A 16,041-nucleotide genomic window follows, 5' to 3' on the forward strand; every position below is an offset into this window, starting at 1 on the left:
TCTCGTCTTCCCCCTCCGTGAGCTCTAGGGTCGGGATGGTGACCACAAATCAACAAAGGCAAGGCGTGTTCTGGGATGTGCAGGCCGGGCGGGTCCAGCCACCTCCCGCGGCCGTGACTCTCGGCTGGGAGCTGATCGAGGTGGATCCGGATGCCGGCACCATCGAGGTGGCTTTCACGGCCGGGGAGCAGTTCCTGAATCCGGTGGGTTCGGTCCAAGGTGGATTCCTGGCGGCGATGCTCGATGACACGCTGGGGCCCGCGTTGGTCGCGACGTTGCCGGAGGGGCAGTTCGCGCCGACGCTTGATCTCCATGTCCAGTTTCTGCGGCCGGCCTTGCCCGGGCGCCTTGTCGGGCGCGCACGGATCGTCCAGCGCGGATCCGAGGTGTGCTTTCTCGCGGGTGAACTCCTCGACTCGCGTGGCAGGCCAGTGGCCGTGGCAACGGCGACCGCGCGAATCAAGTCCATTGCGAAGAAGTCCGGCTGAACGCGGTCGAGGAAGGCCGGAATGGCTCCCCGTCGGATGCCGTGCTTTGACGGGGAGCCGGGGCACGCGGACGTCGTACCGTTTCCGAGGTCAGGCCGGGACACCTTCGAACAGGCAGTAGCCGAACGGAGGGAAGGGCTCCGTGGACCGAGCCAGCTTGAACCCGGCCTCCTCGAAGAGGCGACCGAATTCACTCGCGGTGCGTTCCCGTCCGCCGGTCACGACCAGCATCAGGATGTCGCGCAGGTACCAGTGGCTCTCGTTCCTGCCGGCGGCGGCCGTTTCCGGCAGCCTGCGCTCGGTGACGAGCAGGCGCCCGTCCACCGGAATGGCGGATCGGATCTTGCGCAGGATGGCCACAGTCTGCCGGTCGTCCCAGTCGTGCAGAATCTCCTTCAGGAGGTAGGCATCGCCGCCGGCGGGCACTCTCTCGAAGAAGTCGCCCTCCACCACCTGGCACCGTGACGTGACGCCGGCGTCGGCGAGCGTGCTGTCAGCGCCTGCGAGTCCGACGGACGTATCGAAGAGGACGCCCTCAAGCTTCGGATGATCTCGCAGGATGCGGGAGAGGAGGGTGCCATCGCCGCCGCCGATGTCGACGACCTTGTGGAATCTGGAGAAGTCGGCGGCAGCAATGATGCCGGGCGTCGTATCGCGGGTGTGCTCGGCCTGCGAACGGTTGAAGACGGCGGCTGCGCCTGGATTGCGCGCGTAGTACTCGGTCCAGCTCATGCCGTGTGCCAGGTCCCAGGCCGGTGTTCCGGTCCGCAGGCTGGGCACCAACTGCTCCCAGCTACGCCACGTCTCGGGGCCGCCTCCCATGAGCACGAGGCCACGGACCGAATCCGGCACGCCCTCGCGGAGAGGCTGCCCCAGGTCCGCGAGCTCGAACTGGTCGGCTGAGGCCTGGACGACGATGCCCAGCCCGGCCAGAGCCAGCAGCAGCCGCCGCAGCGACGGGGCGTGAGTGCCGGTACGGTCGGCCAGGCCGTCGGTGGTACACACACCCTCGGCGAGCAGATCGGCGATTCTGAGTTCGGCCGCGGCGTGTATCGTCTTTGCCGCCATCATGTGAAGCAGCGGAAGTAAGAGGTGAACGGTTCCGGGCGAAGCGGCGGGAACAGGGTCCGGCTGCTCATTCTTCGGGTCAACCGTTGAGCGCAAGTTCACCGTCCATGGAGTGCGGGCGGGCACGCTTCGCCTCAGCATCGATTTTTTTCATCGTGACCTTCCGATGAAAGTAGTGATAGCCGCGGACGATGGCGTAGTCGACCTGTTCACGGTCCTCCGTCCTGAAATACGTGACGAAGTCGTTGATGTTGTCGTCGCCCAGCAAGTGAAGGGGTTCGTGGCATACCGGGATGGTCCCGAAGTCGACGAACAACGGAAGGATTTCATGCCTGATGACACCGGCGACGATGTCGTACCCCTTCTCGTGGGACAGCACCGCACAGTTGCGCAGGATGACGCCGAGCAGGAGGTCGCCCCGGAAGGTCTTCTCGATGGCAACGTTGTTCACTTCGAGAATCCGCTTGTCGCGGGCGCCCGGGATGACCTTGTGCAAGGTCGAATCCGGTTCCGCCGGCGTGAGCCGGAAGATTGCCACCAGCCGACCTTCGAAAGTGATCTTGTAGCAAACAGCGGCGGTTCCGGGGAGGAATTCTTCGCTGTACAGGCCGAGCGGCTTGAGGGCCTCCCTCAGGAACTCACGGTAGTCGTCAAGGCCCTTCGCTCCGGCGATCTCATGGATCTGGTACTTCCGCACTTCCTGAAGGACGTCCTCGTCCTGGGGCGCTGCCGTGAAGGTTGACGTGTTCTTCGGATTACTGTCGTCCAAGTCTGCGATCACTTCGGACTGCATGACGTGTTCCCCCGCATCGGATTGTCGGAGTCCGGGTCCGGATCACGCGCTCTCAAGCACGTCGCGGAACATCTGCGCGTAGTAGTAGATGGTCATGCGGCGTCCATGGATGACCTCGTCCAGGTCGGACTCCTTCAGCAGAAGGTCGTTGACAGCCTCCTTCACGTCCTCGATGTGCCGGGCGTCGAAGCCCGCGTGGCTCTTGATGAACGTGACCTGGTTCTTCTCCAGACCGTAGGTCTCTCTGAGCATCTCGGCCATGGACTTGCCGAGGTCGGCACCGAGCCCCTCGGTCAGGCTCGCGACGCCGAGGATGCCAAGCGGACTCCCGTAAGTCGCCATGTAGTAGTTCTGGGAGACCAGCCCCCACGAGCCGCGTTTGGGCGGAACGGCCAACACCTGCTCGACGTCCACGCCCAGGTTCTCCAGGTCCCGGATGCACAGCAGGTCGTGGTTGTTCTCCTCGGCAACCTGCTCGAAGAACCAGTCGCGCAGCTTGCGGTACTCGTCGTCGAGCCGGGCACCCGCCAGTGACAGCATCCGGGAGGTGTGGCGGACCATGTGGTAGGTCTCGCGGAGGTAGGCGACGTAGTGTTCCTGCTTCATCTGGCCGCCGGCGACCACCTCGATCAGCGGATTCTGCCCGATCTCGCTGTCGAACTCGTTCTGGGTCGCGGCCAGGAGCTTCTCGAAGTTGCTCATGGGGGTATCCCCTTTCGGTGACTGTTGCGCATGACGCTGCTCAAGGAACGGTGCGACGGCGCCCTCGGAGGATCGCGAACTCGTCCGGTGTCAGGCCGGCCTTGGCCGCAGGCTCTCCGGCCAGGGCAGCAGGCGGTAGACACCCGTCGCGCGGGCCAGGGCGAGCCCGTCCGCGTTCCTCAGGCGTGCCTCGAGAAACGCGGACTTGCCGTTCATCGAGGTGATCCGCCCCTCGCCGAAGATCTCTCCGACCATGACCGGCTTGATGAAGTCGATGGACATGGAGACGGTGGTGGGCAGGAACCGGGCCTCGTGGAGGCCGACGATCGCCGACCCCATGCACTCGTCCAGCATGGCGGTGATGAAACCGCCGTGCACCGTGCCACCGGGGTTGGTGAACTCAGCCGCTGAGCTGAATGACAGGTGAATGGTCTCCGATTCTCGGTCGAGCTTCAGAAGGGTCCAGCCGACCAGCTTCGCCACCGGTGGCACGTCGCCCGGCAGGCGGTCGTATACGGTTTCTTCCTTCTCTGCCTTGATGACCAGCTCAGTCACTTTCTGGAGAGCCCTTCGAAAGTTGATGCGGATCGGATCAGTCGGTGGGTGCTTGCCCACGGGAGATGGCCTCGTCCACTTCTCGCTTGCGGACGGCGAGTTCACTTTCGTATCGTTGGCGGTCGACCTCCTCGGCGATCTGCTCGTCCTGCCGAATCAGGGCTTCGAGGTCCGTCTTGGCGTTGTCGAGAATCCCCATGGCACGGTAGGCGCCCTGGATCCGGTCGCCCCACAGTCCGATGTCCTTCACGCAGGGAACGACACGGCTGAACAGCAGGGACTGATAGAGCTGATACATCTCGGAGTTCTCGACATAGTCCATGCACGTGTCGAGCGGCAGCCCGAGCTGTTCGTAGACTTCACGGGCCTTGAACCGGTCACGCAGCAGATAGCATCCCTCGACCACGAACTCCTCGCGCTCGGCGCGTTCCCTCTCGGTGAGTTCCGCGTAGTAGTCCCTCAGCGAGAGCCGGCCGAATGCGACGTGCCGGGCCTCGTCCTGCATGACGTAGGCCAGGAGTTGCCTGACCAGCGGAGTGGTGGACACGTCACGGAACAGTCCGAACGAGGCGAGCGCCAGGCCCTCGATCAGTACTTGCATGCCGAGGTAGGGCAGGTCCCAGCGGGAGTCCTCCAGTGATTCCGCGAGCAGCCTGGCGAGATCCTGGTTGATCGGGTAATACATTCCGATCTTCTCGTGCACGAACTTGGTGTACAGCTCTACGTGTCGCGCCTCGTCCATGGTCTGGGTGGCGGCGTAGAACTTGGAGTCCAGGTCGGGCACCGACTGCACGATGCGTGCCGAGACGTTCAGCGCGCCCTGCTCGCCGTGCAGGAACTGACTGAAAACCCACGCTCCCTGGTGCCGCGTGAATTCTTCACGTTCCTTGCGGGTCATGCGGTCCCAGATCTGGGACCCGAAGATCGGGTTGAACTCCTCGGGCAGACCTGCGGGGTCGACCGGGTCGACGGCAAGATCCCAGTCGATGCGTTTGGCCGCGTCCCACTGCTTGCTCTTGCCCTTCTGATAAAGGTTGAGCAGTGAATCACGGCCGTCGTTGTATTCCCAGGTGAATCGGGTGTCACCCGCCATGGGGACGCTCCAGACGTCCTCGGGGACGGGCGGCAGGTAGAACTCGAAAGAACTCACAGGTCATCAGTCTCCGAGTGCAAGATCCTTGCATCGTTTCGTGGCATTTGAAGCCAGTCAGCATGTTCCCGTGCAGTCGAGCGCGTCGCAAGATACTCGTGCCCGAACTAAGTGTCAATGCATCAACGCTATAGCTGGGTTGGGAAGAATGGGCCCTCGCCTGGAGCACACAAATGGATTGTCATCATCCCCATTGGAGTGGCAATCAACGCGGTCGGGCCCTGCCATTCCGGGTCCGTTGGCGAGGTCCGAGCCGGGCCGGGAAGGAGGGCGCACCCACTCCGTCCGCCTAGTCGGCCTCGCTGTCGGCGCTCTGTGTCATTATGCGGACGCGTCCCAGGGGAGTGGGCCGCGGTCTGCTGACTGCCAGGGGGTTGGGGATGGGTGTGGGTACGGGGCCGGACGGTTCGTCCAGATCCGACGAGGAGTGGGAGCGGTTTCTGCGCGAGTCGGTGGCGGGTGCCGCCGACGCGCCCAAGGAGCCGTCGGCGCGGGCCCGCGACGTGGCGAAGCGGCTGCGCGCGGAGCCCGACCGCGGCATGGAGGGCTGGCGCAGCTATACGCCCGCGCGGCCCAAGCGGCGCACGGGCTGGTACGTGGTCGGGCTGCTGGCCTCGCTGGTGCTCCTGGTGGTGGCGCTCGCGCCGGGGCGGGTGGTGGACCTGTTCGCCGCCGACGACGCTGACTCTGCGCCGTCGGCGGCCGAGACCGCCCGCCCGACCCAGGCACCCCCGGCGGTGGCGGCCCAGCGCCCCACCCTGGAGGAGCCGTTCCGCGGCTCGCCGGCGGCGAGCTGGGCGAGCGGAGCGGCGGGGATCACCGTGCCGAAGGCCGGGGCGGTCGGCTGGATGAGTGCGGCCGAGGTCGAGCGGGCCCTCGCCCGCAGCCGGGACTTCCTCGTCGCGTCCGGCCTGGACCGCGGGGTGCTGCGGGGCGAGCGCCCGGAGAAGGCGATCGCACTGATCAACCCGCACCAGAAGGACGTCCAAGACCTTTTGAAAACCGCTTTCCGAGCCCCGAGCGAGAAGAGTGACCCCCTTCTCCTCTTCAGCCGCTTCCAGCCCTCCCGCACCGACCTGGTCGGCGACGTCGTGAAGACCCGGGGCCGGCTCACCTACCGGGAGGGCGAGCGCGGCGCGCTCCAGGTGACCGCCGACGTCACCTTCGTCTACCCGGTCACCCGCGCGGACGCGGGCGGCGACGACGAGATCGTGCGCACGATCGTCCGGCGCGAGCTGGTCCTGAGCTGGGACGATCCTGACAAGGTGATCACAGAGCCGGGCACGTTCTCGATCGTCTCGTACAAGTACCACATGACCAACGGCGGCTGCGGAGCCCCCACGGGCTACTTCGTCCCGCCCTTCGGCACGGACCGCCGGGCGGACGAGGCAGGTACGGAGGTCGACCCGTACGACCGCAGCGCGCCGGTCGGGCGGGGCGAGTCCTCCGGGGACGGCTGCGGGAAGGCGACGCGGTCATAGCCCGAGTGTCAGCCGAAGATCAACATGCTCTGAGCTGAAGGGCATGGAATCCTTCACTCGCAAATCCGCCAGAGGGCCCAAAACTATTCAGTCCGCAAATCCGGCAGAGGGCATGTATTCCGTTCGGCCGCAACAGTCTTTCCCAGAAATTCTAAGCGTGGGGGCGCCCCTTTCCTCGGACTCCACACTCCACTCGTCTGGATCGAGATCCTGTTGTTGATACAGGGTCTCTCGGTCGGCATGGTGGTCGGCCCCGTTACGGCCGCATTGGTCAGCGACCTGCCGTTGGAACAGGCCGGTGCGGGATCGGCCGTCACCAACACCGTGCGACAAACCGGCAGCGTGATCGGAATCGCGGTAGGCGGCACGATCATGTCGATCATGTACCGACGTGCGATCGAACCTTCGCTGGAGGGTGCGCCCGGTCCGGTGCGGTGGGCACCGAGGTCAGCTTCACCAGCAACAATCTGCGAATCGCCGGACTGTTCTTCATCCCCGAGGGCCATGCGGGCCAGCGTCTGCCGGCCATTGTGATCGGCCACCCCGGTGGCGGTGTGAAGGAGCAGACCGCGAACATTTACGCGCGGCGCCTGGCCGACAAGGGCTATGCGGCCCTGGTGTTCGATGCCGCCTACCAGGGTGAGAGCGAGGGTCTGCCGCGCGGCCTGGAGGACCCCTACCAGCGCAGCGAGGACGTGAAGGCCGCCGTTTCCTACCTGACCACCCGCGACGACGTCGATGCCGAGCGCATCGGGGCGCTGGGGATCTGCGCGTCGGGCGGGTACGTGCCGTTCGCCGCACAGGCCGACACGCGGATCAAGGCGGTCGGAACGGTGTCCGCCTTCGACGCCGGGGACGCGGTCCGCAACGGTGTCGACGGGCAGCAGGGCCCCGAGGGCCTGCAGCGGATCCTGGGCCTCTCGGCCGCGATGCGCACCGCCGAAGCGGGCGGCGCCGAGCCGGCCTACGCGCCGATCGTGCCGGAGTCCCTGGGGGAGGGCGGGGAGGGGTACGCGTACTACCGCACCCCGCGCGGTCAGCACCCCCGCTCGGACAACAAGCAGCTGGTGCGCAGCCTCGACCGGCCCGTGCAGTTCGACGCCTTCCGCTTCATGTCGATGATCGCGCCCCGCCCGGTGCTGATGATCGCCGGATCCGAGGCGTTCAGCCGCCCCTACAGCGACACGGCCGTCGCCCTGGCCGGGGAGTCGGGCGAGCTGTTCGTGGTCGAGGGCGCCACCCACATGTCCCTGTACGACCAGGACGAGCACGTCACCCCGGCGAATGGTCCACTGTGACTGAGCGCTTCACTTGGCCAGTTGAGCTTGGCCGGGCAGTGTACCGGCAGATCCTCTGTCGTACGTGCTGCCCGGCCGTGCCACGGAGCGGCTGGACCTGGAGCCGGGATGGCCGCGTACGTGGACGGTGACGTGGAAGGCCGGGAGATCCGATGTGATCACCTCGGTGAAGGACCTGTCGGAGGGGTCGGCGATGGCGTCGGTGCCGGTGCGGCGGTTCGCCTGGCGGACCGGTCAGCGTCACAGACCCGGGTTGGCCTCTCGCGGCTCGGCCGTGTTGCCTCGCCGAGTCGACGACGTCGCGCTTATGGTGCGTCCTCCATGGCCGTGTGAGCTCTCACTCGGCTGGGGCGCCGTCAACGCGTGTCGGCTGCTGCTGAGCGCCCGGCGCGCCTGCCGAGCACCGAACCGGCGGTGAGGCCGGAGCCACCAGGGTAGTTGAACCAGAAGAGCCCGCCGACGAGTTCGCCGGCCCCGTACAGTCCAGGGACGGGGCGGCCGCTCAGGTCCAGCACGCGCGCGTCGGCGTCGATCCGCAGCCCGCCGAAGGTGAAGGTGATGCCGCAGGTCACCGGGAAGGCGACGTACGGGGGAGTGGTCAGCGGCTGGGCCCAGTTGGACTTGGGAGGGGTGATGCCCTCGGTCCGGCAGCCGTCCTTGACCGTCGGGTCGAAACGACCGGGGACAACGGCGGCGTTGAACCGCTCAACCGTCTCCGTCAGCTGGCCCTCGTCTATGCCGAGTTCCTTGGCCAGGCCCTTCACGGTGTCGGACTCCACCCTGGTGATGCCCGCCGAGGCGTACTCCTCGGGGCGCAGCAGCGGCGCGGACGTCGCGTCGAAGAGCTGGTAGGCGACGCCTGCCGGTTGCTTGAGGATCTCGGCACCGTACTTGGCGTAGGTGTAGTTGCGGAAGTCCGCTCCCTCGTCGACGAACCGGCGGCCCTCGGCGTTGACTACGATGCCGAACGGGTAGCCGCCGCGCGTGAGTTGGTTGGTCAGCTCCCGGTCGCCGGTCGCTCGGGCTTGGCTGTCCCAGGCCACCGCGTGGCAGCCGCTCCAGTGGCCGTAGGGTTGCGCGCCGGCCGCCAGGGCCATGCGGATGCCCTCGCCGGTGTTGTGCGGGGTTCCGCGCACCAGGGCCAGGTCCCAGCCCGCGCCCAGGTAGCCGGCCCGCATCTGCGGGTTGGCCTCGAAGCCGCCGCTGGTGAGTACCACGCCGTCGGCCTCGATGCGCTGCCCGTCGGCGAGCATCACGCCGTGGACGGAGCCGTCGGGTCCGGTGGCCAGGCCGGTGACGGGGCTGTCGAAGCGGACTTCGATGCCGCTGCGATCGGCGGCGGCAAGGTGCTGGTCGATCATTCCCTTGCCCCCGCCGACCACGCCGACGGCCAGTCCGCCCCAGAACCGGTAGCGCCCGTCCACCTCGTAAGCCTGCCGGTGGAACATAAGCTCGAATCGCAGGCCGAGGCTGCGCAGCCAGGTCATCGTCTCGCGGGATTCACCGACCAGGATCCTGGCGAGTTCGGGGTCGGTCCTTCCCTGGGTTACCCGGGTCAGGTCGGCGAGAAAGTCGTCGTCGGTGTAGGGGGCGAGGTCGACGCGTCCTGCGCGGTCCGCGGGAAGTGGCTCGACCAGCGAGGTGAGGTCGGTGAGCCCGCCGTGGCTGGTGCGCATCGCCCCGGCAGTGAAGTAGGAGTTGCCTCCGGCCCACTGGCGGGGGGCCTTCTCCAGCAGCAGCACCCGTGCTCCCTGCTGTCGGGCGGACTGAGCCGCGCTGAAGCCGGCGTTCCCGCCGCCGACCACGACGACGTCCCACTGCTCGGTCATGTGTACTCCCATGGGTTCGGATAGCAGATGTCCGGATCGGAGACCCTTTCGGGGCTGGGGCGTACGGATCAGGGGCTGTGTGCGTACGCGACCGCAGCATGGATCTCTTTCACCAGGGCCCGGTGAGCGGGTCGACGGCTGCGCGGCCCGCCTGCCGGTCAGTACGACGATGCGCCAGCAGTGCCATCAGTACAATCGAAAGAAATTGAAGTTGCTTTCATAAATGCTTAAGGCGGTTGTGATGAGCTTCGACGTACGCCGCATGCTGGTGCTGGCCGAGGTGGCTCGCCGGGGCTCCATCACGGCGGCCTCGATTTCCCTGAGCTATACGCCCTCGGCGGTGTCCCAGCAGATCAGCAGGCTGGAAGCGGAGGCCGGGCAGCCGCTGATCGCGCGGCACCCCCGGGGCGTCACGCTCACCGAGGCCGGCCGCACTCTGGCCGAGCATGCTGCACGGATCGATCGCCAGTTGCGGGCCGCACGCCGATCCCTCGATGACATCGCGGGCCTGCACAGCGGGACCTTGCACATCGGTACCTTCCCCACCATCGCCGCATCCCTGCTGCCCCGCGTCGTGCGCGCCTTTCGCACCCGGTACCCGCAGGTTGAGCTGGCCGTGCACAGCGACCGCAACACCGGCCTGATGGACATCCTGGAGAGTCGGGAGATCGAGCTGTCCTTGATGTGGGACTACCCGTGGCGGCGCCTGGACGAGACCAACCTCGATGTCATCCATCTGCTGGACGACCACACCTGTCTGGTCGTCGCCACCAGCCACCCGCTCGCCGCCCGGCACTCCGCCGGTTTTGAGGAGCTGGCCGAGGAGAACTGGATCGTCCGGGGCGATCACCCGGTCGCCGAGCTGCTCACCCGTAGCTGCCGTGCCGCCGGCTTCGAGCCGAAGATTGCCTACCGGGCACACGACTACCAGGAGGCCCAGGCCATGGCGGCGGTCGGCCTGGGCATCACGCTCGCTCCCAGGTTCGCCCTGGCCAGCCTGCGGGATGACGTCACCACCATCGACCTGGGCCCCGCGGCCCCGGTTCGCCGCATCCTGCTCACCCGGCTGCGCGACAATCCACCGACACCGTCAGCCAAGGCCATCGCGGAACTGTTCATCGAGACCGCCGGGACCCTGTGTTCCTAGACGGCGCTCCGTGGTGTGACTGCCGGCGACCGCCGCCGTCCCGCGGGACCATGCCCAGGACCCGTGGCCGCCGAGCTGCGCGAGCGGACGCAGGAGCGGCCGCAGGCGTCGCCGTTGAGGCCGGCATGGCCTCCAGCGCCAGGCGGGGACCGCTTTTTCACTGGTGACTGCTAGGGGCCCAGGCGGCCTTGAGCCTTCCACCCGAGCACGTCTTGGCGAGAGGCCTCGACAAGTCGCCCTCCGGTGAAACGGGTGAGGCCAACAACAGCTCGCAAGGGTCAACTACAGAGCGTCGCGCCAACACGGACGAGACGGACATGGGGTCGAATGCTCAACCGGCCAACTCAAGCGCTCACCGGCCAAATGAAGCGCTCAGTCACATCCACGAACGCGTCCTCCCGAATATTCTTTGCATAAAGCTGCCGTGGATCGTATAGTCATGCCATCCGTGAGGGAGGATGGCAATGGCGATACGCGCAGCGGTGGCGGGAGCGAGCGGATACGCGGGCGGTGAGGTGCTGCGGCTGCTGCTCGCGCACCCCGAGGTCGAGATCGGCACGCTGACCGGCAATGCCAACGCCGGACAGCCGCTCGGCTCCCTCCAGCCGCACCTGCTCCCGCTGGCCGACCGGGTGCTGGCGCCGACCAGCGCCGAGGCGCTGGCCGGGCATGACGTGGTGTTCCTCGCGCTGCCGCACGGCCAGTCCGCCGCCGTCGCCGAGCAGCTCGGTGACCAGGTGCTGGTGATCGACTGCGGGGCGGACTTCCGGCTGGAGGACGCGGCCGACTGGGAGAAGTTCTACGGCTCGCCGCACGCGGGCACCTGGCCGTACGGCCTGCCCGAGCTGCCGGGGGCCCGTACCGCGCTCAAAGGCTCCCGGCGTGTCGCGGTGCCCGGCTGCTACCCCACGGCCGTCTCGCTCGCGCTGTTCCCGGCGTACGCGGCGGGGCTGGCCGAGCCCGACGCGGTGATCGTCGCCGCGACCGGGACCTCGGGCGCGGGCAAGTCGCCCAAGCCGCATCTGCTGGGCAGCGAGGTCATGGGCTCCATGAGCCCGTATGGCGTGGGCGGTGGCCACCGGCACACCCCGGAGATGATCCAGAACCTGTCCGCCGCGGCGGGCGAGCGGGTCTCGGTCTCCTTCACCCCGACCCTCGCCCCCATGTCCCGCGGCATCCTGGCCACCTGCAGCGCCCCGGCGAAGCCCGGTGTGACGGCGGAGGCGCTGCGGGCCGCGTACGAGAAGGCGCTGGGCGACGAACCGTTTGTCCACCTGCTGCCGGAGGGCCAGTGGCCCTCCACCGCCGCCGTGTACGGATCCAACACCGCCCTGCTCCAGGTCGCCCTCGACGAGGCGGCGGGCCGGGTCATCGTGATCAGCGCGATCGACAACCTCACCAAGGGCACCGCGGGCGGCGCGGTCCAGAGCATGAACATCGCCCTCGGTCTCCCCGAGGAGCTGGGACTTTCCACGATCGGAGTCGCTCCATGAGTGTGACGGCTGCCAAGGGCTTCACCGCCTCCGGCATCGCGGCGGGGATCAAGGAGAACGGGAACCCCGATCTCGCTCTCGTCGTCAACAACGGACCACGGCTGGCCGCCGCGGGCGTCTTCACCTCCAACCGCGTCAAGGCCGCCCCGGTCCTCTGGTCCGAGCAGGTGCTCAAGGGCGGGCAGGTCTCCGCCGTCGTCCTCAACTCCGGCGGCGCCAACGCCTGCACCGGCCCGCTCGGCTTCCAGGACACCCACGCGACCGCCGAGAAGACCGCCGAGGTCCTCGGGCACAGCGCGGGCGAGGTCGCCATCGCCTCCACCGGGCTCATCGGCCTCCGGCTGCCCATGGACCCGCTGCTGTCCGGCATCGAGACGGCCGCGGCCAATCTCAGCGAGCACGGCGGCGAGAAGGCCGCCATCGCCATCAAGACCACCGACACCGTGCACAAGACGGCCGTCGCCACCGCCCCGGACGGATCGTGGACCGTCGGCGGCATGGCCAAGGGCGCGGGCATGCTCGCCCCCGGCCTGGCCACCATGCTCGTCGTCCTCACCACCGACGCCGACCTGGACGCTCCCACGCTGGACGCCGCGCTGCGCGACGCCACCCGCACCACCTTCGACCGCATCGACTCCGACGGCTGCATGTCGACCAACGACACCGTGCTGCTGCTGGCCTCCGGCGCCTCCGGGACCACCCCCGCGGCGAGCGACTTCGCCGAGGCGGTCCGCACCGTCTGCGCCGACCTCGCGCGGCAGCTGATCGGGGACGCCGAGGGCGCCTCCAAGGACATCCGCATCGAGGTCGTCGGCGCGGCCACCGAGGACGACGCCGTGGAGGTGGGCCGCTCCATCGCCCGTAACAACCTCCTCAAGTGCGCCATCCACGGCGAGGACCCCAACTGGGGCCGGGTGCTGTCCGCGATCGGCACCACCTCCGCCGCCTTCGAGCCCGACCAGCTCAACGTCGCCATCAACGACGTATGGGTCTGCAAGAACGGTTCGGTCGGCGAGGACCGCGAGCTGGTCGACATGCGCTACCGGGAGGTCCGCATCACCGCCGACCTGGCGGCGGGCAGCGAGTCCGTCGTCATCTGGGCCAACGACCTGACCGCCGACTACGTCCACGAGAACAGCGCGTACGCCTCATGAGCCAGCCGAACCCCTCTCCGAAGACGGACCAGCCGACCGCCCGCAAGCACACCGCCCAGCCCAAGGCCCGCATCCTCATCGAGGCGCTGCCCTGGCTGACCCGCCACCACGGCAAGACCGTCGTCATCAAGTTCGGCGGCAACGCGATGGTGGACGAGGAGCTGAAGGCCGCGTTCGCCCAGGACGTCGTCTTCCTGCGGCACGCCGGGCTGCGCCCGGTCGTCGTCCACGGCGGCGGCCCGCAGATCAGCGCCCAGCTCGACCGGCACGGCCTGGTCAGCGAGTTCAAGGCGGGCCTGCGGGTCACCACCGACGACGCGATGGACGTCGTACGGATGGTGCTGGCCGGGCAGGTGCAGCGCGAGCTGGTCGGGCTGCTCAACCAGCACGGCCCGCTCGCCGTCGGCATGACCGGCGAGGACGCCCATCTGATGTCCGCGACCAAGCACTTCGCCGAGGTCGACGGCGAACAGGTGGACATCGGCCGGGTCGGCCGGATCACCGACATCGACACCGGCGCCATCAAGGCGCTCCTGGACGACGGCCGCATCCCGGTCGTCTCGTCCATCGCCCGCAGCTCCGACGACGGCCACGTCTACAACGTCAACGCCGATACGGCGGCGGCCGCGCTCGCCGCCGCGCTGCGCGCCGAGACGCTGATGGTCCTCACCGACGTCGAGGGCCTGTACGCGGACTGGCCCAACAGCGACGAGGTGATCAGCCAGCTCGGCGCGAGCGAGCTGGAGAAGCTGCTGCCGGAGCTGGCCAGCGGCATGGTGCCCAAGATGCAGGGCTGTCTGCACGCCGTACGCAACGGCGTCACCACCGCGCGCGTCATCGACGGGCGGGTGCAGCACTCGATCCTGCTGGAGATCTTCACGGACGAGGGCATCGGCACGATGGTCGTGCCCGACTGGGCCGTGGCCGACGCTGACAACGAGGGGGAGGACCAGTGAGCAACGCGGAGCTGACGCGCCGCTGGCAGGGCGCGATGATGGACAACTACGGCACGCCGCGCGTCCCGCTCACCCACGGCGAGGGCGCCACGGTGTGGGACGCGGACGGCAAGGAGTACGTCGACTTCGTCAGCGGAATCGCCGTCAACTCCCTCGGCCACGCCCACCCGGCCGTCGTACGGGCCGTGTCCGACCAGATCGCCACCCTCGGCCACGTCTCGAACCTCTTCGTCTCCGAGCCCCCGGTGGCGCTCGCCGAGCGGCTGCTGCAGCTCTTCGGCCGCCCCGGGCGGGTCTACTTCTCCAACTCCGGCGCGGAGGCGGTCGAGGGCGCCTTCAAGATCGGGCGGCGGACCGGCCGTACCCACATGGTCGCCACCACCGGCGGCTTCCACGGCCGCACCATGGGCTCCCTGGCCCTCACCGGCCAGCCCGCCAAGCAGGAACCTTTCCTTCCGCTGCCGGGTGACGTCACCCATGTGCCGTACGGCGACGCCGAAGCGCTGCGCGCGGCCGTCACCACCGACACCGCGCTGGTCATCGTCGAGCCCATCCAGGGCGAGAACGGCGTCATCGTCCCCCCGGTGGGCTATCTGGCCGCCGCCCGTGAGATCACCCGGGCCACCGGCACCCTGCTCGTCGTCGACGAGGTACAGACCGGAATCGGCCGTACCGGACACTGGTTCGAGCACCAGGCGCAGGGCGTCGAACCCGATGTCGTCACCCTCGCCAAGGGCCTCGGCGGCGGCCTGCCCATCGGCGCCACGGTCGCCTTCGGTCCCGCCGCCGACCTGCTGACCCCAGGTCAGCACGGGTCCACCTTCGGCGGGAACCCCGTCTCGTGCGCCGCCGCCGTCGCCGTCCTCGACACGATCGAGGCCGATGGCATCCTCGACCGCGTCAAGCGGGCGGGGGAGCGGCTGCGTGACGGAATCGAATCGCTCGACCACGCTCTGATCAGCCACGTCCGTGGTGCGGGCCTGCTGCTCGGTATCGTGCTCACAGAGTCCCTCGCGCCGAAGGTGCAGCAGGCGGCTCAGGACGCGGGACTCCTGGTGAACGCGACCGGTCCGGATGTGGTCCGGCTCGCGCCCCCGCTCGTCGTCGGCGACGACGAGGTGGACACCGTGCTCCGGGAGCTGCCCGGCGTACTGACCGCCGTCCTGAACGCCGCGCATGAGGGCCAAGGGGAACGATGATCCGGAGACTGACGAGACGATGACCGAGGCGCAGCACACCGACGCGGCGCACGACGCGGACGCGAACCACAACGGCCAGTCCGTGCCGCAGACCCGCACCGCCCGCCACCGCCGGATCGTGGACATCCTGAACCGGCAGCCGGTCCGCTCCCAGAGCCAGCTCGCGAAGCTCCTCGCCGACGACGGACTCTCCGTCACCCAGGCGACGCTCTCCCGCGACCTGGACGAACTGGGCGCGGTGAAGATCCGAAACACGGGTGGTGAGCTGATCTACGCGGTGCCGAGCGAGGGCGGCGACCGCACCCCCCGCGCCCCGCTCGGCGAGTCGGCGAGCGAGGCGCGGATGGCGCGCCTCGCGGGCGAACTCCTCATCTCGGCGGAGGCCTCCGCCAACCTCGTCGTCCTCCGCACCCCGCCCGGCGCGGCCCAGTTCCTGGCCTCGGCCATCGACTCGGCCGAACTCCACGTCATCCTCGGCACGATCGCGGGCGACGACACGGTGCTCCTCATCAGCCGAGACCCGAGCGGCGGCCAGGCCCTGGCCGACCACCTCCTCCGCCTGGCCCAAAAGGCCCGCTGACCGGGCGGGGCCCACGTTTCGTTCCGGGTGCGGCCCGGTGGCGGGGGCGTTGCCCCTTGCGGTTTCGCCGCCGGGTGCGGGCCGGTGGCCGGGTTGTGCCCACCGTTCCGCCCCGCGGAACGATTGCCCACAACCGGGTGCACACCAC

The 16,041-nt window shown here is 68.4% G+C and carries 15 protein-coding genes; 9 read left to right on the forward strand and 6 right to left on the reverse strand.

What is annotated here, in order from left to right:
* Window positions 1–35 precede the first annotated feature (35 nt).
* The gene (locus tag ACZ6CL_RS32745; RefSeq protein ID WP_468942426.1) at window positions 36–488 is read left to right on the forward strand and encodes a PaaI family thioesterase; all 453 of its coding nucleotides are present in this window, start codon (window positions 36–38) and stop codon (window positions 486–488) included.
* Between the two features lie 90 nt (window positions 489–578).
* Here ACZ6CL_RS32745 and ACZ6CL_RS32750 read toward each other — a convergent pair whose 3' ends face one another.
* From ACZ6CL_RS32750 to ACZ6CL_RS32770, 5 genes are all read right to left on the reverse strand, one after another.
* Window positions 579–1,559: a methyltransferase gene (locus ACZ6CL_RS32750; protein WP_468942429.1), complete on the reverse strand. Its 981-nt coding sequence runs from the start codon at window positions 1,557–1,559 to the stop codon at window positions 579–581.
* Between the two features lie 76 nt (window positions 1,560–1,635).
* Entirely contained in the window at window positions 1,636–2,349 is a 714-nt protein-coding gene (locus ACZ6CL_RS32755) for a hypothetical protein (protein ID WP_468942430.1), read from the reverse strand.
* 42 nt (window positions 2,350–2,391) lie between these two features.
* Window positions 2,392–3,051 (reverse strand): TenA family transcriptional regulator, encoded by a 660-nt coding sequence (locus ACZ6CL_RS32760; protein ID WP_468942433.1) that lies wholly within the window; start codon window positions 3,049–3,051, stop codon window positions 2,392–2,394.
* Window positions 3,052–3,141: 90 nt separating this feature from the next.
* Window positions 3,142–3,606 (reverse strand): PaaI family thioesterase, encoded by a 465-nt coding sequence (locus tag ACZ6CL_RS32765; protein WP_468942436.1) that lies wholly within the window; start codon window positions 3,604–3,606, stop codon window positions 3,142–3,144.
* 37 nt (window positions 3,607–3,643) lie between these two features.
* Window positions 3,644–4,756, reverse strand: a complete 1,113-nt coding sequence (locus ACZ6CL_RS32770; RefSeq protein WP_468942438.1) for a ferritin-like domain-containing protein — start codon at window positions 4,754–4,756, stop codon at window positions 3,644–3,646.
* A 380-nt stretch (window positions 4,757–5,136) separates the two neighbouring features.
* Between ACZ6CL_RS32770 and ACZ6CL_RS32775 the strand changes: the two genes are divergently transcribed.
* Both ACZ6CL_RS32775 and ACZ6CL_RS32780 read left to right on the forward strand, forming a co-directional pair.
* On the forward strand, window positions 5,137–6,237 hold the full coding sequence (locus tag ACZ6CL_RS32775; protein WP_468942441.1) for a hypothetical protein: 1,101 nt from the start codon (window positions 5,137–5,139) through the stop codon (window positions 6,235–6,237).
* Between the two features lie 434 nt (window positions 6,238–6,671).
* Window positions 6,672–7,535 carry an alpha/beta hydrolase gene (locus tag ACZ6CL_RS32780; protein WP_468942444.1) on the forward strand — a complete coding sequence of 288 codons (864 nt, stop codon included), beginning with the start codon at window positions 6,672–6,674 and terminating at the stop codon, window positions 7,533–7,535.
* Between the two features lie 356 nt (window positions 7,536–7,891).
* Here the strand turns inward: ACZ6CL_RS32780 and tcuA are convergent, their stop codons facing one another.
* The gene (gene tcuA, locus ACZ6CL_RS32785; RefSeq protein WP_468942446.1) at window positions 7,892–9,364 is read right to left on the reverse strand and encodes an FAD-dependent tricarballylate dehydrogenase TcuA; all 1,473 of its coding nucleotides are present in this window, start codon (window positions 9,362–9,364) and stop codon (window positions 7,892–7,894) included.
* A 241-nt stretch (window positions 9,365–9,605) separates the two neighbouring features.
* Here tcuA and ACZ6CL_RS32790 point away from each other — a divergent pair, with 241 nt between their 5' ends.
* The 6 genes from ACZ6CL_RS32790 (at window position 9,606) to ACZ6CL_RS32815 (ending at window position 15,893) form a co-directional block, all read left to right on the forward strand.
* Entirely contained in the window at window positions 9,606–10,511 is a 906-nt protein-coding gene (locus tag ACZ6CL_RS32790) for a LysR family transcriptional regulator (RefSeq protein WP_468942449.1), read from the forward strand.
* A 464-nt stretch (window positions 10,512–10,975) separates the two neighbouring features.
* Entirely contained in the window at window positions 10,976–12,004 is a 1,029-nt protein-coding gene (gene argC, locus ACZ6CL_RS32795) for an N-acetyl-gamma-glutamyl-phosphate reductase (RefSeq protein ID WP_468942452.1), read from the forward strand.
* Window positions 12,001–13,158 carry a bifunctional glutamate N-acetyltransferase/amino-acid acetyltransferase ArgJ gene (gene argJ, locus ACZ6CL_RS32800; RefSeq protein WP_468942454.1) on the forward strand — a complete coding sequence of 386 codons (1,158 nt, stop codon included), beginning with the start codon at window positions 12,001–12,003 and terminating at the stop codon, window positions 13,156–13,158. The genes argC and argJ overlap by 4 nt, the downstream gene beginning before the upstream one ends.
* Entirely contained in the window at window positions 13,155–14,114 is a 960-nt protein-coding gene (gene argB, locus ACZ6CL_RS32805; protein ID WP_468942456.1) for an acetylglutamate kinase, read from the forward strand. The genes argJ and argB overlap by 4 nt, the downstream gene beginning before the upstream one ends.
* Entirely contained in the window at window positions 14,111–15,313 is a 1,203-nt protein-coding gene (locus ACZ6CL_RS32810; protein ID WP_468942459.1) for an acetylornithine transaminase, read from the forward strand. The genes argB and ACZ6CL_RS32810 overlap by 4 nt, the downstream gene beginning before the upstream one ends.
* A 19-nt stretch (window positions 15,314–15,332) precedes the next feature.
* Window positions 15,333–15,893 carry an arginine repressor gene (locus tag ACZ6CL_RS32815; protein WP_468942462.1) on the forward strand — a complete coding sequence of 187 codons (561 nt, stop codon included), beginning with the start codon at window positions 15,333–15,335 and terminating at the stop codon, window positions 15,891–15,893.
* The last annotated feature ends 148 nt before the right edge of the window (window positions 15,894–16,041 follow it).

It is taken from the genome of Streptomyces sp. NPDC041200 (genome assembly GCF_055591805.1).